At 43.2% G+C, this 15,788-nt stretch carries 15 protein-coding genes and 1 tRNA gene; 2 read left to right on the top strand and 14 right to left on the bottom strand.

Annotation, left to right across the window (positions count from 1 at the left end; translation table 11 throughout):
* Positions 1–71 precede the first annotated feature (71 nt).
* From WC715_04245 to WC715_04200, 10 genes are all read right to left on the bottom strand, one after another.
* The gene (locus tag WC715_04245) at positions 72–1,628 is read right to left on the bottom strand and encodes a hypothetical protein (GenBank protein ID MFA6171630.1); all 1,557 of its coding nucleotides are present in this window, start codon (positions 1,626–1,628) and stop codon (positions 72–74) included.
* An 11-nt stretch (positions 1,629–1,639) separates the two neighbouring features.
* On the bottom strand, positions 1,640–2,023 hold the full coding sequence (locus tag WC715_04240) for a DUF3761 domain-containing protein (protein MFA6171629.1): 384 nt from the start codon (positions 2,021–2,023) through the stop codon (positions 1,640–1,642).
* Positions 2,024–2,179: 156 nt separating this feature from the next.
* Positions 2,180–2,335: a hypothetical protein gene (locus WC715_04235; GenBank protein MFA6171628.1), complete on the bottom strand. Its 156-nt coding sequence runs from the start codon at positions 2,333–2,335 to the stop codon at positions 2,180–2,182.
* On the bottom strand, positions 2,332–3,117 hold the full coding sequence (locus tag WC715_04230; protein ID MFA6171627.1) for a DpnI domain-containing protein: 786 nt from the start codon (positions 3,115–3,117) through the stop codon (positions 2,332–2,334). The genes WC715_04235 and WC715_04230 overlap by 4 nt, the downstream gene beginning before the upstream one ends.
* Before the next feature lie 177 nt (positions 3,118–3,294).
* A complete protein-coding gene (locus tag WC715_04225; GenBank protein MFA6171626.1) occupies positions 3,295–3,813 on the bottom strand; it encodes an NYN domain-containing protein in 519 nt (172 codons plus the stop codon).
* Between the two features lie 162 nt (positions 3,814–3,975).
* The gene (locus WC715_04220) at positions 3,976–4,947 is read right to left on the bottom strand and encodes a TspO/MBR family protein (GenBank protein ID MFA6171625.1); all 972 of its coding nucleotides are present in this window, start codon (positions 4,945–4,947) and stop codon (positions 3,976–3,978) included.
* Positions 4,948–5,059: 112 nt separating this feature from the next.
* Positions 5,060–5,299: an SHOCT domain-containing protein gene (locus WC715_04215; protein MFA6171624.1), complete on the bottom strand. Its 240-nt coding sequence runs from the start codon at positions 5,297–5,299 to the stop codon at positions 5,060–5,062.
* Positions 5,300–5,352: 53 nt separating this feature from the next.
* Positions 5,353–5,772 (bottom strand): VOC family protein, encoded by a 420-nt coding sequence (locus tag WC715_04210; protein MFA6171623.1) that lies wholly within the window; start codon positions 5,770–5,772, stop codon positions 5,353–5,355.
* A gap of 191 nt (positions 5,773–5,963) precedes the next feature.
* The gene (locus WC715_04205) at positions 5,964–6,593 is read right to left on the bottom strand and encodes a hypothetical protein (protein MFA6171622.1); all 630 of its coding nucleotides are present in this window, start codon (positions 6,591–6,593) and stop codon (positions 5,964–5,966) included.
* A gap of 190 nt (positions 6,594–6,783) precedes the next feature.
* A complete protein-coding gene (locus WC715_04200) occupies positions 6,784–8,058 on the bottom strand; it encodes an NAD(P)/FAD-dependent oxidoreductase (GenBank protein ID MFA6171621.1) in 1,275 nt (424 codons plus the stop codon).
* Positions 8,059–8,176: 118 nt separating this feature from the next.
* Here WC715_04200 and WC715_04195 point away from each other — a divergent pair, with 118 nt between their 5' ends.
* On the top strand, positions 8,177–10,471 hold the full coding sequence (locus WC715_04195) for a hypothetical protein (protein ID MFA6171620.1): 2,295 nt from the start codon (positions 8,177–8,179) through the stop codon (positions 10,469–10,471).
* A 538-nt stretch (positions 10,472–11,009) separates the two neighbouring features.
* Here the strand turns inward: WC715_04195 and WC715_04190 are convergent.
* A complete protein-coding gene (locus tag WC715_04190) occupies positions 11,010–11,660 on the bottom strand; it encodes a hypothetical protein (GenBank protein ID MFA6171619.1) in 651 nt (216 codons plus the stop codon).
* Between the two features lie 232 nt (positions 11,661–11,892).
* On the opposite strand from WC715_04190, the gene WC715_04185 reads away from it, so the two are divergent.
* Positions 11,893–13,725 carry a hypothetical protein gene (locus tag WC715_04185; protein MFA6171618.1) on the top strand — a complete coding sequence of 611 codons (1,833 nt, stop codon included), beginning with the start codon at positions 11,893–11,895 and terminating at the stop codon, positions 13,723–13,725.
* A gap of 101 nt (positions 13,726–13,826) precedes the next feature.
* Here the strand turns inward: WC715_04185 and WC715_04180 are convergent.
* From WC715_04180 to WC715_04170, 3 genes are all read right to left on the bottom strand, one after another.
* Positions 13,827–13,898, bottom strand: a tRNA-Asn gene (locus WC715_04180).
* Positions 13,878–14,141, bottom strand: coding sequence for a GIY-YIG nuclease family protein (locus WC715_04175; GenBank protein ID MFA6171617.1), 264 nt, complete (start codon positions 14,139–14,141; stop codon positions 13,878–13,880). The genes WC715_04180 and WC715_04175 overlap by 21 nt, the downstream gene beginning before the upstream one ends.
* A gap of 305 nt (positions 14,142–14,446) precedes the next feature.
* Positions 14,447–15,775 carry a hypothetical protein gene (locus WC715_04170; protein ID MFA6171616.1) on the bottom strand — a complete coding sequence of 443 codons (1,329 nt, stop codon included), beginning with the start codon at positions 15,773–15,775 and terminating at the stop codon, positions 14,447–14,449.
* Between the last annotated feature and the right edge of the window lie 13 nt (positions 15,776–15,788).

Here is a 15,788-nt window from a genome sequence, read left to right as displayed (position 1 = left end):
CTTTACCTCCTGGCTAATTCGTTTAGCCATATTGTTGGCAATGATTAATTTAAATCCTTATTGATTCTATTTTAAACCATTGCCGCTTTATGTGGAAATAGGTGTCCGAATTTTGGGGTGCATTCCACACAGTGTAAGCACTCAAAATTTTTAATTTCTTTTTTTAAATATTTTTCGACTTGTTCTATAGTTTTTTCAATCTCATTAATTCTATAATCGTGATTCGCCTTACCCTTTTCAATAGATTTTTGATGTTGAATTGTTATATATACCGCAAACTTTGAGTTATGCTGAATAGCATATTCTGGCAACTGCTTAATACAACCGTGAAGATAGGCGGGCTCCTTTGTCTTTCCAGTCGGCTGAGAATTGCTTAGTTTTTTTAATTCAATTACTACATTACACTCTTTATAGGCTATAAAGAAATCAACGAATCCATCACCTCTACTTACCTCATTTAGAAACATAATTTCATTATTATTCCTAAACCAGCTTAACCCCATAGCATAGAATAATCGACCCACAGCATCTTCATTGCATTCTTTCTTAAAAACTCCATTAACTTTAATCCATAATTCTTTCCATCCTCCATGGTGCAGAATATATTTCTGAAAAAAATCTAAAAATTCTAAAAAAAATCTTATTAATGACTCACAATTATCAAGCTTAAATTTTTTATCAAACTTGTAGTAATAGTTTTTTATCGCAAGTAATTTATAAGGATCCTTGACAAAATCATATTCTCCTGGATTATTTATTTCTAGTTTATTTATTATATCTTTTATTAAATGTAAATTTTGTTTTAAAATAAAATGTATTTCTTCGGGTTTAATATCGGTTACATTCTTTTCTATAAATTCAGAAAATTTAAATTTTAAAACAGGGTCTAATTCAAGTGCCTGCTGTAAGTTTAATGCAATATTACGATCAAAAATTATGTCATAACCTCTCAACAATCTCTTTGGAACCAGGATAATACTTTGCTTATTGAAGGGATTTTCAGGTAACAAGGCATAACCATCCATCCATTCCTTTTTCGTGAAATTAAAATGCTTAGGCACTGGGAGTTCCTTGCGTGGTATTTTATATTTTTTACATATAAATTGAGTATAAGATATTAGATAATCTAAGACCAAGGAACCTGATAAATCACTAATTGAATCGGGTCCAATGTTTTTGGCTAACAAAGACAACACTAATGGATTCATTTTATTTAACGGGTATAACTCTTGATCTTCTAATACTTTTCTTAATGAAGTATCGATAAAAAAATTAAAAAGATCTTTTGCAAAACTTTTTCCAGGCCCTTTTCCTTTATTAGAGCTTGCTGTATAACCCAGATAAAGAGATTTACATTCTCCAAACGTTATATAATTTAAAAAATATTCTTTCTCAATTTCATTTTCAAAATTATATTTATGTAATTGCTTTATTGCATGATTAAAAAAAATTCCAAATCTATCAAATAACTTTCTTTCATCTTTCACTCGGCTGTTTTTTAATAAAAACGGATCAATAAATAGTGGCGTATCAAATTTTAAATTCACATCAAAAAAATCTAAATTTTTTTCTTTGATATTTAGTTTAAAAACTTGGGTAAAATGAAATTTATTTTCTTTTTTGGGCATATATTTTTATATTAATACCACTCGGCTACCCCGCCATGATGCGAGCAGGTTCCGCGCCTGGATTGGCTAAAGCTATAGGTTCCGTCATTACATTGAGCGGACGCGCCAGCAGGAATCGACGGAGCGTAAGCCGGAGAATGGACTTCATTGCCAGCGGAATTAATATAAGTATTATCATTTGAAAGCGGGACCTCGGCTGGAGTTTCTTTTTTTGTTTCGACTTTTGGACTCTCGACATTCTTCTCTACTTCAGTCTTTTCAGGAGTTACTACCGTTTGCTCAATAGGGGCTATTGTTTTCTGATCGACTGGAGCTTGGCTTTGAGGAAGATTGGCATCAACACAGCCGGTGATTAAAAGAACACTAAACAATAAACCAAGGTAACGCAATTTCATAGTTTTGCGCTACGACAAGCATCAACGTAACTGTTTTTTAGCAAAAAACCGGCAAAAAAGCCGGCCATAGGGTTTATGAATTATTCTGGTTTTGTCGGGTAATCCGCATATGTTTTACCCGTATATTTTATTCCTTATCTCGGCATTAGTCAATAACTACCTGTCGGTTATGACAACCTTTTTCTTGCTCTGATAACTTTCAGAAAAAATAGGGCTTACTACCGGAATATTATCTGCCATAATTACTTCGCAATTCCCGCCCTGCGTTTTCTCTATTGTCTTTAATTTTTTGATAAAATCCTTTAGCTTCATATAACTTTATATTTACCTCGCCCTAAGAAATGCAAATAATCCTTATCTCTTAACAACTGCAATTGCTGGCGAATTTTATCCTTGATATGCCTGTTTTCCGGATGCAATCGGCTCAATTCGTTTTCAAAAGCATATACTTCGTCAAGTGTAAATTCTTTTTTACCGAGTTTATCAACACATCGCATAACATCAAGCAACCAGCCTTTTGCCGATATTTCTTTTTCTTCTCTTAAAAACAAGGTCTTCTTCCAATCAGTCAGCACTTTCTCTTTCGGCTCTATCACTTTATCGCGAACAAAAAATATCTTGCCGGTTTGTGGAATATTTCTAAGAATAATATTGCAACCGACCCAGCCTGCACGTCGAGCTGTTAATGCAAGCGGCTTTCTCTTTTCTATTATTTCCGGGACAAAAAAATGCTTAGGAATAACCAAAAAATTTACAACTTCAAGATTCGCTAGATCATAATTTAGCAGGAAAAAATTTGGGTTATTACTGCTCGTGAGCCGTTCAATCATTGTGCGGTATGCGCCGTCAACAATTTTTGTGCCAATTGTATTTTGTTTACTTTTTAATTCATATTCCTCACGGCAATTTAAGCAGTAAAAATCGGCGACAGGCTGATTGTTTGGATATTTATCAATACTGAAATTTCCGCAATTCGGACAAAAAATAGAATTATCAACCCATTGTTCCGTTAAAACCCGCACTTTTTGCGATGCGTTTTTATAATTACTTGCAATTTTTTCATCAAAAGCTAAGCTGAAATGTGATTTGTTCATAACCATATAGTATCCTTTTCCGGCCTAAGTCCTCATTTTTATTTTATATATATTTAACTAATATTAGCTATATTTTTATTATTTATCGAAACTTTGCAGAAAAATGGCGGAAATTTCATTGAAATTTAATGGACTTTGTGCTATCCTATATTTAGAATCACTATGAAAAAGCACCTCTTAAGGTTCCGTCCTTAAGCGGTGCTTTTTCTTTATATAGGAGAATTTACTCTCTAAATTATTCATGAATACAATCTTTTCCTTGGCTGATTTGCGAAGCAATACTGAACACTTGCCCTGATTAGGACTAATAACAATTTCAAGCTTATTATTTTTATATAAATAATCAGCCAAACAATAAAAATCTCCATCACTGGTCACTAGAACGGCTTTTTTATATTTATTAAAATCTATCATAGCTTGTAAGACCAAATTAGCATCAACATTTCCTTTAGCTTTGCCATCGCAATCCTTCATCACAGTTTTAAATATTAGAATATAGCCATATTCCTGCAAAGATCGGTATAAATTTTGATTTTCAATCAAAAATCCAATAAATAGATAAGCTTTATCAACGCCGTATTTTTCCTTAAGGTAAATCCTGAATTTTTTATAATCCAGCCTCCAGCCCAAATCCCTTATCCCTAAGTTAAGATTTTGACTATCAATAAATGCGTAATTGTTATTTTTTACCAGCATTTTTTTGATATTATTTAGACCTGGCTTAAGTTTGACAAATTATTTCCCTTGAGTCAAACAAAAAGATTGCGAACTTTAGCAATCTTTCTAAATGCTATCAAAAGCTAATATAAAACCACCCTGATTGAAGATGCGATTTTATAGCTTGAATAAGGAGTTTTTTTATTCCGTCGCGATCGGAATTTTGCCGCATTTGGATTGGACGGACTGGTACAGGCTGATGATTAAATCCAGGGTCGGCTCTACGGTTTTTAGCCGGCGGCGGTCTTTTAGGAAAAGAGTTACCTGGCGGTCATGGTTTTGGGAGAGTCTTTCAGCTTCGCAGTTATTAATCTTGGCTTCGGCTTCCGGCCAGGACAGATCGGTTTGGGCCGGACAAACGACCGTACATTTATTTTCGAGGCAAAGCGAAGTAAAGGGACAGCGCGATTGGAGTATATATTCTCCCGACGTGAAGCAGTCGGTATTTTTTACGCAGGCCATATCTAAAACTTTCTCTATTTTATAGGAATCAAGGGAATAACCTTTGGGCAAGGATAGGGCGGCATTAGTTTCCGGGCAAGGCACAAATTCGCAATTGGGTCCGATGCGGCCGACCGCTGACCCGTCCGGGCAAAGCCTGGCTTCCATAGTGCAGTTAACTTGTTCCGGTGCTTTGGCGGCTAACTGCCAAATTGAATAGTTTAGATATCCGGCGAAACTGACCCAAAGGATATAAGGGAGTAAAAGCCAGGCGGCCGATTTGGAAATCCTATAGAAGGAGATGATAGTGGCGAGGATGGCGAGCCACAAGACAATCAGCTCGAAAAAGGCCCCCTTGGGATTATGGAGGCCGAAAAAAATAAATGACCAAAGAGCGTTTAGGACGAGCTGGCCGATGAATATGGCCAAAGCGATTTTGACATCCTTGCGCTTTAAGCCTTTTTTCCAAATTAGAAAGGCCGCGATGCCCATTAAGGCAAAAAGCGCGGTCCAGACCGGAGCAAAAATCCAAGCCGGCGGGTTAAAGGCCGGCTTGGGAAGTGTAGCGTACCAGGATGGAATGGACGGAGCGGTAAAAAATGATCCGATGATTCCGGCTGCTTCGGCGATGACAACGGCGATGGCCAGCTTAATGAAGTTATCCTTATGCATGAGTATATTATACCAAAATAATCGCCATTAAAAAACCGCCCCAAAGATGAGGCGTTTTTCATGATTGAAGCCCTCTTCGGCAAAGCCTATCAATATTCCAGTCATCCGTCATTTAAACCAAATCTTTCTTCTTCTCCTCAAACTCCTTCTTGTCTATTTCGCCTTTGGCATAGCGCTCTTTTAGGATATCAAGCGGAGCGTGGCCGCGATGCGTGGGCGAACGCCCGGATTGGTCTAACGACCATTTGATAAGAAAAACAATGCCGACTATTATTAGCCCCCACAATATTATCATAAAAATTGATCCAAACCCTCCCCAATACATTGGATTGTACCCGTAATTCCACATCATAAGGTTATCACAGGACTTAGGCGCGTAAGTCCTATATCAAATAAATTAATATCTTACATGCCTTTAGGCTGGAGCATGCCGACCCGATTGCCTTCGGTGTCGATAATGGAAACGTAGAGCCCGACGCCGGGAATATCATCCGGTTCGCCGGACTTTGCCATCCCGCCGAGCACTTTGCCGCCGGCCGCCTTTACCTTTTTTATGCTTTCGTTTATGTCGTCCACCGCGATAACGACGGACGGGTGCATCTCGCCCATATCAGCGGTTTTTTCGTAAAATCCGCCGTTAATCGCCCCGGGCTTTTTAACCATTTTCTTCTCGTCGGTTTCGGTCGTAGTAACGACTACATACTCCCCCATCTCCGGGCCGAGTATTTCGGTTTTCCAGCCAAAAACTTTGCTGTAAAAATCCGCCATGCGCTTTTTATCTTCCGCCGGCATCTCGAAATGCACTACTGGATTCATTTTGTTCATAAGTTTGTAATTAAATCTATTTGAATTAGTTATTGACCATACAAATTAAGACGCAACACCTGGCATTAGCTTTCGTAAACCCGAAACTAATTCTACCGAGACGTCCGTCGGGCATAATGAAAAGGCCCTTAACGCGTAAACGCTAAGGGTCTTTGTGTACAGGATCTTGCCAGGCTGTCACCGCCAGGCAGTTAGCCGGCATTGGCCACCAGTCCGATTTTTTGTACATCTTCCGGATCAGCGTCAGCCGGTTGGTCGGCCGTCCAGGCATCGAGAATCGGCTTTTCCGGGTCAAGAAGGAATAGGTCAATGGCCTTGAACGGCGGCGGCAGCTTCTCCATGGCTATGACAAATTCTTCTGGAGTGCCCACTTCAAAGCTGTCAATATACCCTTCGGCCTCAAAAAACAGCGCCCTGACCTCAACAATCTGAAAATCCGGATGCTTAGCAATTAAGGTCTTGGACGATATCTCATAGTGCTCTTTGACCTCAATTAGCCACCTGGAAAAGGAGAATCTTGAGCGAATGTAATCGGAAACGTCTTTCTTTCCGCATTCTATTCTCCCGAACTCGTTCTCGCGGTAATGCTTAAGGGAGCCCTCCAAATAACTCCATTCATTAACCCCGTGACACCGAATAGTCCAGCCGCTGATTAACGCGATTGTCTTTTCTATCCGGCTCTCCAGCTGGCTTCGGTAATTTTCCTTGAGCCTCTTGCGGCCGGCCGCGATTTTCTTTTGTCGGTAGACAACGCAGCCAATTATTAAGGCCGCGATCACCATGCCAGCAAATAAGTACGATGCAAATTCATTCTGTACCATAATCCTTCCTCCTTTGCTGTACCGAGACAAAAAAGCCAAAATGCCCTCGACTATATGCCCAAGCCTAAAAGCGGCGTTTAAAAAGTGCGTTAGATGAGCTTAGCTTATATTAAACGTAAAATCAATACCGATGGATCAATGCCACAGGCGCTGAATATTAACAATTGTTTAAAGCTTACTCATATATTAATCATTCTATTCTCCGTTTTCGCATAGAGTTCTGCTGTTGTGATTTTACCGCTTTTGATCCGGCAACAAAGCCGGTGGTCCAGGCCGCTTGCAGGTTGTAGCCGCCGGTCGGGCCATCTAAATCTAGAATCTCTCCGGCAAAGTACAAGTTCTTGATTATTTTAGAGCGCATTGTGCCAGGATCTATTTCGGCCAGTGAAACGCCGCCCGAAGTTATATAGGCCCGGTCAAAGCCGGACAGGCTACTGACTGACAGGTTTAGCTCTTTTAATAAATGGGCGAGCTTTTTTCTTTCGTCTTTGGTTACTTCGTTGGCTTTCTTTTGCGGGTTAATTCCGGCCAGCTTAAGTATCGCGTCAACCAGCCTCGGCGGTATAAGGCTTGGCAGGATATTTTTTAATAATTTATTCGGCTCTTTATTAAAGCTCTCCTGCAGGCAACGGTCAAAATTAGAAAATTCCTGGTCAGGGAAAAAATCTATCTTAAGGGAAATATCACGCGTGTCTTCCCGGGCGATTTCCCGGCTTATGTTCATGATTGCCGGCCCGCTTAGCCCGTTATTGGTAAAAAGAATATCGCCGGAGATAGAATGTAATTTTTTGTTTTGTTTAAAGACGCTTATTTTTACCTTGCTAAAACTTAAACCCTGGAGGCTCTTTATATATCGGTCTTTTAGTACGATTGATGTCAGTGCCGGCTTAGGTTCAATAATAGTGTGCCCGAGCTCTCTTGCCCACTTATAGCCGTCGCCGGTTGATCCGGTTTTTGGGCAGGATTTGCCGCCGGTCGAGAGCACATAGTTGCGAGCCGCGATTTCAGACCCGTCAGCCAGTACTATTTTTTTAATACTACTGTCCTCTTTATTAATTTTTTTCACTTCCACTCCGGTTTTAACTACTACCTTTCCCCGCTTCAGATATGCGATTAGGGCGTTTAAAATATCCCCGGCCTTGTCGCTAACCGGAAATACCTTGCCTTCATCTTCTACTTTGGCCTTAACGCCATGTCTTTCAAAAAAATTAACCGCATCGTCGGTGCCGAATTGATGCAGGGCGGAAAATAAAAACTTTCCGTTTTTTCCAAACCGGCGCGTAAATTCTTTTGGCCCATGCTTTTTATTGGTAAAATTGCACCGGCCGTTTCCGGTAGTTAAAAGTTTTATCCCCAAATCCTTATTTTTTTCAGCTAAAAGCACCCGGGCGCCTAGCTCCCCGGCCCGTCCGGCGGCCATCATTCCGGCCGCCCCTCCGCCGATTACTACAACATCATACTCCATAAGCCCAGTATATCATATTGCCCAGTATTTTAGAGAAGTGGTATAATGAAAATATCAATAATAATTACTTTTCGCGCGTATATTTAAGCCTGCTTGAATTTACGCGCCTGCTACTATTATGAAAAAGCAATCAATCTCCTGCCTTTTGATGGCGGCCCTGATGGGTTCGCTGGGTTTTATCTCTCCTGCCAATGCCGCCCGGCCGGCGACCCTTTCACTCTCCAACACCTCTGGCGACGCGGTCCGGGTGAGCGTTACCGGCGATCCGGAGGTTAATGTCCAGCTGTCATTCTTGCCGCCCGGCGCTTCAACCGTAACCAGCTTCCTCTTCGGCGCCACGGACGCAAGCGGCGCCCTTACTAATACAATAAGTTCCGGGGCTTACGCCATCCCGGCCGGCTCCCCGGTTTATGTCTCGATTAACGGTATGCAGTCCGCGACTTCTCTCTGGCCGGCCTATGCCTCTACCCTTGTTCTGGAAAAATCCAGCGTCCAGGCGGCGGTAGGCCAAAGCGTAACAGTCAGCGGGTCAAACTCCCTGATCTTGGCGGCAAATAGCTCAACCGCCAACATCGGCACTGCCATCTCCGGCAGTCAGGCGACTATCACCGGCCTGGCCGAGGGCGCCGGGACAGTAATACTTTGCGCTACTAACGCCGGATGCCAATCGCTGGCGGTCAACGTAGGCGGCGTCGGCCAGACCCAGGTTTCTTTTAACCTGAATAACATTGTTATGAACTACGCTGATTCGAAAACCATAACGATTTTCGGCGGCGGCAACAACGGCTTCAGGATTAAAGCCAATACCAATTCCGCTTCGGTTAACGCCAGTATTGCCGGCACCTCGGACATTATTTCTCTCTACGCCACCCGCACGGCCGGAACAACGGCCATCGAAGTCTGCGCGGCTAATGATGACTCTAATTGCGCCAGCTTGAATATCACCAATTTAGGCGAATCCAATAATAAAATCTCTTTTAGCCAAAACAACCTTAACCTGATACCGGGGCTGAACCAAAGCATCTCGGTTTCCGGCGGGCCGGACAATAATTATTTCATTTCCTCCAATTCCAATTCCGGCGTCGTCTCGGCCGTAATGTCCGGCAATACTATAACGGTTACCGGCGGATCCAATACCGGGACGGCCGTCATTGTTGTCTGCTCGGCCACTACCAATAACTTATGCGGCAATTTAAATATTACCACTAACGCCAACACCACTACCCCGTCAGCCGTCACCCTTTCCTTTAGCCAAAACGTTGTGGCTGTGGCCGCCACCGATACTTCCAACGTAACGGTTTCCGGCGGCACCGGCACTGGTTATGTCATCTCCGGCAATACCCATCCGGAAAAAGCCACCGCCATAATTAACGGCAGTGTCGTTGCAGTCACCGGCGTGGCTGTCGGCTCTACCCAAATTACCGTTTGTTCGGCTTCGGTTTCCACCACCTGCGCCAGCTTCTACGTTAATATCTCGGCCGCTTCGACCAAGCTTTCTTTCAGTAAAACCAGCATTGGAATTGCTTCCGGCGAAAAGCAGGTGATAATTATCAACGGCGCGACCAGTACGGCCAGCAATGTTATTACTTCAAATACCAGCTCCGTAGTCCAAGCCAGCTTAAGTAATAACGGCGGTACCTTGATTATAACCGGCGGAACGGTGGCCGGAACTACGAACATTACCGTTTGCGCCGGTTCAGGATCGAGTAACTGTGCCACCATCCAAGTAACCAACACTGTCCCCAGCCCTCAAGCCAATACTAATAGTAACACTAATACCAGCACCGATACCGGCAATACCAATAGTAATCAGGCTGTCCTTTCAGAAAAAGAAACCGCGGCCTCGGTCCAGCTGGGAAAAATTCTGGCTGAAGCGTCAAATATTTTGTCCGGCGCCGGAATTACTAAAGACTTAACCCTGGAAGGAAAAATAAATACCGCCTACGTAAAGGCTTTAGTTGCCGGCGCGGCTAATAGCGAAACCGCCTCCAGCCTCATCACTAGATTTATCGCCTATGGAACCGAGACCACTAAAATATTAGGGGAAGGCGAACGGGCCGGCGTAATCAGCTCTTACAAAAAAGCTTTTGGCAAACTGCCGGCCACTGAAGCCGAATGGCAGGATGCGATAAAAATAGCCAATGGCCGCTGGCCCGGTGCCGCGAGCTCTTCTGCCCTGGAATCGGCGAAAAAAGAATTTAAGAAAGTTTATAACCGCGAGGCTAACATGAATAATGGGCATGACAACGCCGCCGTCTCTATAATCGCGTACGGCTTGAGGCCAACGGCGAGAAATACTAATTCGGAAAAAGCCGCCATTAAAACCTTTAAATCAATCTATGGGCACAATCCCTCGTCATCTTTAGCCTGGGATATTGTTAGGGCCATCGCCTATTCGGGCGCGACGCGCTAAAACTCATTTCGCGAGAAACATTATTTACTAACTCTAGCTTATTAACCTTCATAGGCCTTTTTTAAGACCGCAATATCAATTTTGGTCATCTGAAGCATAGATTTTCTTATAAAATTGAATTAATCAAGTGGCATTAAACCGCGTCATTAATCATAAAGACGCCGCAAAAAACATTAGCTTTCGCTTATGCTTTTTTAGAAAATCTATGTAACAAAACTTTATGTTTTACGTATATATTAATAGAGACAATATGTGCCAAGAAATTTTATAAAGGGATTTTAAGACGGGTGCAGATAAATATATTGCCTCGCGCCAAACTTTTTAAGTTTGGTAATCTCTAAGGTAAATTTTTACCTTTGATTGTGATAAAAAATATTACGTGCTAATAGCTTCCTCTCCGTACGAAAAAAGCCATCCTAATCGGGATGGCTTTTTTCGTACGGGGTTTCCTGATAAGAAAATAAAATCTAATTATTACCCAAGCCAAATTTTATTAATAGAAAAAGGCGTTAAACGTAAATCAATAGATTGTCTTACTCTATCTTGAATTATTATTCTTATTGAAATAACCGCAGTTCAGACTCACGTTTAAGTTATCGCCAACCGGCTCGCTTGGGGCGTCGGCATTGTTTTTCAATTGGGCATGAAGAAAATTCAAATCGCAAGCCATGTGGCCAATATAATATCCGCGCCGTCCTCCTTCTGCCCCGTCGGCTTGATTATTATTATCCGATTCGCAAGTGTCGTTAAGATACTTTTCAATTTTACTAAAATCAGCCATCTTCACTCCCGAAACCGCATAGCTAATCCCGGAAATTTCAGCGTTAGCGGTTGCGCTGTTTTGCCCGACAATCCAATTAAAAGTTTTCTCCCCGGCGTACGCGAGACCGACGCCCGATTCTTTCTTGATTGAATCGGCGAGTGCCGCCACCGAGTCGGAGCAGAACTCTTCAAATACCCTTAAGCATTTTTGCTTGGCCTCGCACCAAGTGTAGCCGGCCGAACCGATACAGCCGTGCGCTTCGCGGTAGCCACCATCCTTATTTCCAGTTGTCGAATTATCAGGCGTCAGGTTAGTTAATTTTTGGAAACCGCTAGGGGCGGTTTTACTTTTAAAAATAATATACCCAACAGAGGCAAGAGCCAGAACGATTACAACTGTAATGATTACATTTAATTGTTTAGTCATAATTTTGGCAGTTAATAATCAGCTTTGTTAAATTATATCAAAAAAATGCCCCTTTAGTAAGGTGTTTTATTTTCACTCGCGGCTTGGGACGAAGAATGTAATTTAGCGGAGTTTGTCGGCCCCCAGTAGAAATCAGCAGGAAAATAAGATATAATTAAGCTGATCTTTATCTATCTGGCCAAAACAAAGGTCGAAGGCCAAAAATATTATCTATAGAAAAATTTTTAAATTTATGAAAACAGCTTCTTATATTCTAAGTATTGTTTTGGTTGCTACTTTAGCCGCCTCTAACTTTGCTTTCGCGTTAATAACCTGCCCGGCCGGAAGCCATACGTTTTCGGGCGGCACCCAGGCCTCGGGCTATGATATGTGCATCCCAGACGTCCCTGGATCATCAGGTTCATCCGGATCGTCTTCAGGGTCTTCGGGCCAATCAAGCTCGACTTTCATCCCTTCTTCTAAAGGGACAATAACTCCGTCCGGCACTACTTACGATACCCAGGTGCAAGGGACTGCTTTGGATGCGCAAGTAGACACGGAAGTGAATAGATTGTACGGCACTAGTATTTATGACCAAGCCAAAGCGCTCTACGACGCAAGCATAGTGACTAACCGGGCCGATTACAATTCAGTGGTTGAACAAATCAAAGGCCTTGACTATGACGCCGCCGACTCGCTCAAAAGAGCCTATAATGTCCGCGCCATTGAAAGATTAAACCAGGTCTGGACCGGAATAATCGCCCTGGAAAATACTTACGCGGAACAGCAAAAACAACTAATAACTACCCCTTCCACCATCTCCCCCACTCCGATCAGCCCGACTCCAATCTCCCCCACTCCGATTACTCCCACTCCAATCAATCCGACTTCCGTTATTCCCCAATCCATAAGCGCTTCTGACCTTAAGCCCGGCAAAACTTTTACTGCCCCGGCTAACCAGCCAACTAGCATTGTTAAGCCGGATCAGAGCATATTTCTCAAAGCCGGTTCGGCTATCAAATATATCGACCAATACACTTGGCAGACGGTCAACGGAGTTTTCCGCTTCTTGGAAAAGACCGCTATAAACGGCCGGTACAAAGTCAGGGTCAACGGCGGAAACGCGGTTGTATCAATCCGCGGCACGCAATTTATCGTCAATGAAACAAAAGATACTACCACCTTGACGCTGATTAAAGGCTCGCTAACCATAAAACCGGCGAAAGGCGCTTCTGTTACCTTAAAAGAAGGCTATCAATTAGTAGTTACCAAAGGAGTTTTGGGCAAGGCGGTTAAATACAATGCCGCTAAACTCGACACCTCGTGGTACTTAAACATCCAGCCCGCCGCCAATTTCACCAATTCTTCCTGGCAAAAAACATCGGCGGCGGCTAATTGGTCAAGCGACTGCACTACTACGGCCCGCCAGGCGGCGGCCGCTGAAACTTTGACCGCTGATGAACAGACCCAGCTAGACTTATTGAACCAGGCCATACCGGTTTTTAAAGCCAGGGAAATTGACTCACTTGAACTGCCAAACAAAATTTCAGCAAACTTGGAAAAAACAACTGTAAGCGTCGGCACCAAGTACCTAAAAGCTACAGTTATTGGAAAATCCCTATTTTATTCCAATGACAAAACCGGCAAAGTCTGGAAGGTTTTCCAGGATAAAAGTACGACTGACGGCATGCTAAAAAGCGCCAAAAGCCATAATATAGTTTTTGGCATTAATAAGAGCACTATGGCTTTTGACCACTGGGAAAAAAGCGGTAATACCCGCATTGCAGTCTTTAGCGCTGCGCTCACCCAGGACGGAACCGACAGTCTAATCAGCGGCTCCTTAAGTTCGGAAGCCGGATCCAGCGCTAATTTAGGCAGCGTTAATATATACATTAGCGAAGACACCCAGCAATGGATTAAGACTCAAGTTAAAGTTGATTATCTGACCGGCAAAGTTATTATGCCCATTTATCAAACCTGTACGTACGCATATGATAAGGTCAAAATCAAAGCACCCAAAGCAAAATCCGTAACTTCCAAAGCCGGCATTGCCGAAATGCAGGAAATTTATAACGCGGCGCAGTAGTTAAGAATTTCTATTGCAGTTACGAGGGCAAAGCGGCTACTGGCTAAAAAACTGCTTAGCGATAAAAAAACAAGGCTGCTTCTAGCCTTGTTTTTTGTTTGCTCCCGGGGTGGGATTCGAACCCACGACCAATTGATTAACAGTCAACTGCGCTACCGCTGCGCTACCCGGGAATATATTAAATCCTTAACGAATTCTCTTCCTCTGTAACTTTTTAATTGCTTTTCTCGTTTTAAAGCACTGACTCTACTTGGACAACTTTCACTATATACCAACTCCCACCCTCCATCAAATTTTGCCGTATAACCTTTAAAAATCTTATCATTGTGCAGGTATAACCTAGATGACAAATCTCTCGTCTGTCCGATATAAAATTTATCATTCTTCTGGTTGTAAATGGCGTAAACCTTATACATACAGTCAACTGCGCTACCTCCGCCGGCTGGCGGAGCGCTACCCGGGAATATTCAATTTTCACTTTTCCGAGCCAACTGCTCCGCACCTGCGGTGCGGATGCGCTACCCGGGAATATTCAATTTCTTGTTTATTTACATTTTGCCATCTTCCCTGCCGTTATTCATTAACACAACTGCTTTGATGTGTAAACAAAAAATGCCTTTGGGCACTAGCTATATATTAAATAATCTTAGCCAAACTGTCAACAAAGGGGGAGGTTTTACCTCCCCCTGATTCGAATATTAGATCTGCGGGCGGGGCGAAATTACTGCCCGGAACCGGAATTTGACTGGGCCGGAAGCATAACAATTGTCCTTGCGGTAATGGCCGCATTCCTTCGGTTGGCCACTCCCCTCACCCGAATTCTTCTTCCTGCCGCCAAATCGGAAAAATTAATGGCTTTCAGGCTGGCAGTGATTGTCTTATCGGCGCTGGCCATTGTCCTTTCATAAACTTTTCCGTTCGCCTCCAAAGCAACAGTAAACTCTTTTCCGTTCTTTCCGTAAGCGGCGGTCAAAGTATTTTTCGCCGTATCTATACTTTTGACTATTGCTACCCGGGTAGCGGCGCCCAAGGCCTGGATGGCGTTATTTTTTATCATCTTGGCGTCCAGCTGGCCGGTCGTTTCATTTAATCGGCCCAGCACCAAGACAGCATCGCCTTCGGAAAATTCTCCGAGTTTTGACTTCCCTAAAAATTTTCTCCGGAGCTGGGTATTAGCGTCAACCTTTACTTCAAGCTTGTCGCCGGGCGCTCCAATTAAATTATTGACGTCGCCTTTTTGATAAAATTTGGAATCCAATATTTCAATAGTAACGATTCCGGTATTAGCCGATAAGTCTTCAGGCAGGCTGACGATTTTCCCCGGCACCACCCAGCGCGAAACCTTCATAAACAAAGCCGCGCCGCGCCTTAATACTACTAAAGTTTTCGCGTCCCAGGTAAGGCCGTTCCCGTCATTATCTTCAATTACGCGGGCGCGGATCCGGTCCCCGGCTTTTAGATCAGCGGCCGTAGCGGGATTTTTCAAACCGGCTGCCATTCTGGCTTTGACTATATCCAAGGTGTAAATCACTTTTCCGTAAGTGATATCCACTTCATTTTTATCGGACCGGACTTCTTTAATCCAGCCATTCACCCCTTTATAGCCTTTTTTCACGGCTAAATTTTTTATTTGCGAGGCCTTCAGCTCCCCGCTATTTTTATTTTTAATGGCTTTGAATTTCAGCTGGTCGCCGGCAATCCAATCGTCCAGACTGGATTTTTGGCTGGCGTCATTAGTCAAACCGGTGGAATTAGTTATTTCCAAAGTTTCGTCAGTGGTTCCGCCCTGGCTGTCCGGCACCCTTACAACGACCGTAGTGCTCTCGGCCGTCGTATTGCCGATTTCAACCATCGTGCCGGTTGTTTCAATTGCTTCGGTCGGCTCGCCAGAAGCGCCGTTGATCGCCTGGACGCTCGCGCCAGCGTCGCTGGCTGTTGCCTCGACTGACGAAGATAAGTCATCTGCTTCCTCGCCTAAAACCGCCGTAGGATAGGCGGTAAACATTGTCGTTACCAAAAGAAGCGAAAGCATGGGGTATTTTTTTCGCATAAATTCTTGGTTT

The sequence above is a fragment of the Patescibacteria group bacterium genome (assembly GCA_041661505.1).
Lineage (GTDB): Bacteria > Patescibacteriota > Patescibacteriia > Patescibacteriales > JBAZCA01 > JBAZCA01.
The sequence above is the reverse complement of the archived record's forward strand: the minus strand, read 5'-3'. Positions and strand labels throughout refer to the sequence as shown.

Excerpts from the sequence above, each read along its gene's own strand:
- WC715_04245 (MFA6171630.1), bottom strand. The coding sequence starts at position 1,628 with ATGCCCAAAAAAGAAAATAAATTTCATTTTACCCAAGTTTTTAAACTA.
- WC715_04190 (MFA6171619.1), bottom strand. The coding sequence starts at position 11,660 with ATGACTAAACAATTAAATGTAATCATTACAGTTGTAATCGTTCTGGCT.
- WC715_04205 (MFA6171622.1), bottom strand. The coding sequence starts at position 6,593 with ATGGTACAGAATGAATTTGCATCGTACTTATTTGCTGGCATGGTGATC.
- WC715_04185 (MFA6171618.1), top strand. The coding sequence starts at position 11,893 with ATGAAAACAGCTTCTTATATTCTAAGTATTGTTTTGGTTGCTACTTTA.
- WC715_04200 (MFA6171621.1), bottom strand. The coding sequence starts at position 8,058 with ATGGAGTATGATGTTGTAGTAATCGGCGGAGGGGCGGCCGGAATGATG.
- WC715_04225 (MFA6171626.1), bottom strand. The coding sequence starts at position 3,813 with ATGCTGGTAAAAAATAACAATTACGCATTTATTGATAGTCAAAATCTT.
- WC715_04240 (MFA6171629.1), bottom strand. The coding sequence starts at position 2,023 with ATGAAATTGCGTTACCTTGGTTTATTGTTTAGTGTTCTTTTAATCACC.
- WC715_04175 (MFA6171617.1), bottom strand. The coding sequence starts at position 14,141 with ATGTATAAGGTTTACGCCATTTACAACCAGAAGAATGATAAATTTTAT.
- WC715_04235 (MFA6171628.1), bottom strand. The coding sequence starts at position 2,335 with ATGAAGCTAAAGGATTTTATCAAAAAATTAAAGACAATAGAGAAAACG.
- WC715_04170 (MFA6171616.1), bottom strand. The coding sequence starts at position 15,775 with ATGCGAAAAAAATACCCCATGCTTTCGCTTCTTTTGGTAACGACAATG.
- WC715_04215 (MFA6171624.1), bottom strand. The coding sequence starts at position 5,299 with ATGATGTGGAATTACGGGTACAATCCAATGTATTGGGGAGGGTTTGGA.
- WC715_04210 (MFA6171623.1), bottom strand. The coding sequence starts at position 5,772 with ATGAACAAAATGAATCCAGTAGTGCATTTCGAGATGCCGGCGGAAGAT.
- WC715_04220 (MFA6171625.1), bottom strand. The coding sequence starts at position 4,947 with ATGCATAAGGATAACTTCATTAAGCTGGCCATCGCCGTTGTCATCGCC.
- WC715_04230 (MFA6171627.1), bottom strand. The coding sequence starts at position 3,117 with ATGAACAAATCACATTTCAGCTTAGCTTTTGATGAAAAAATTGCAAGT.
- WC715_04195 (MFA6171620.1), top strand. The coding sequence starts at position 8,177 with ATGAAAAAGCAATCAATCTCCTGCCTTTTGATGGCGGCCCTGATGGGT.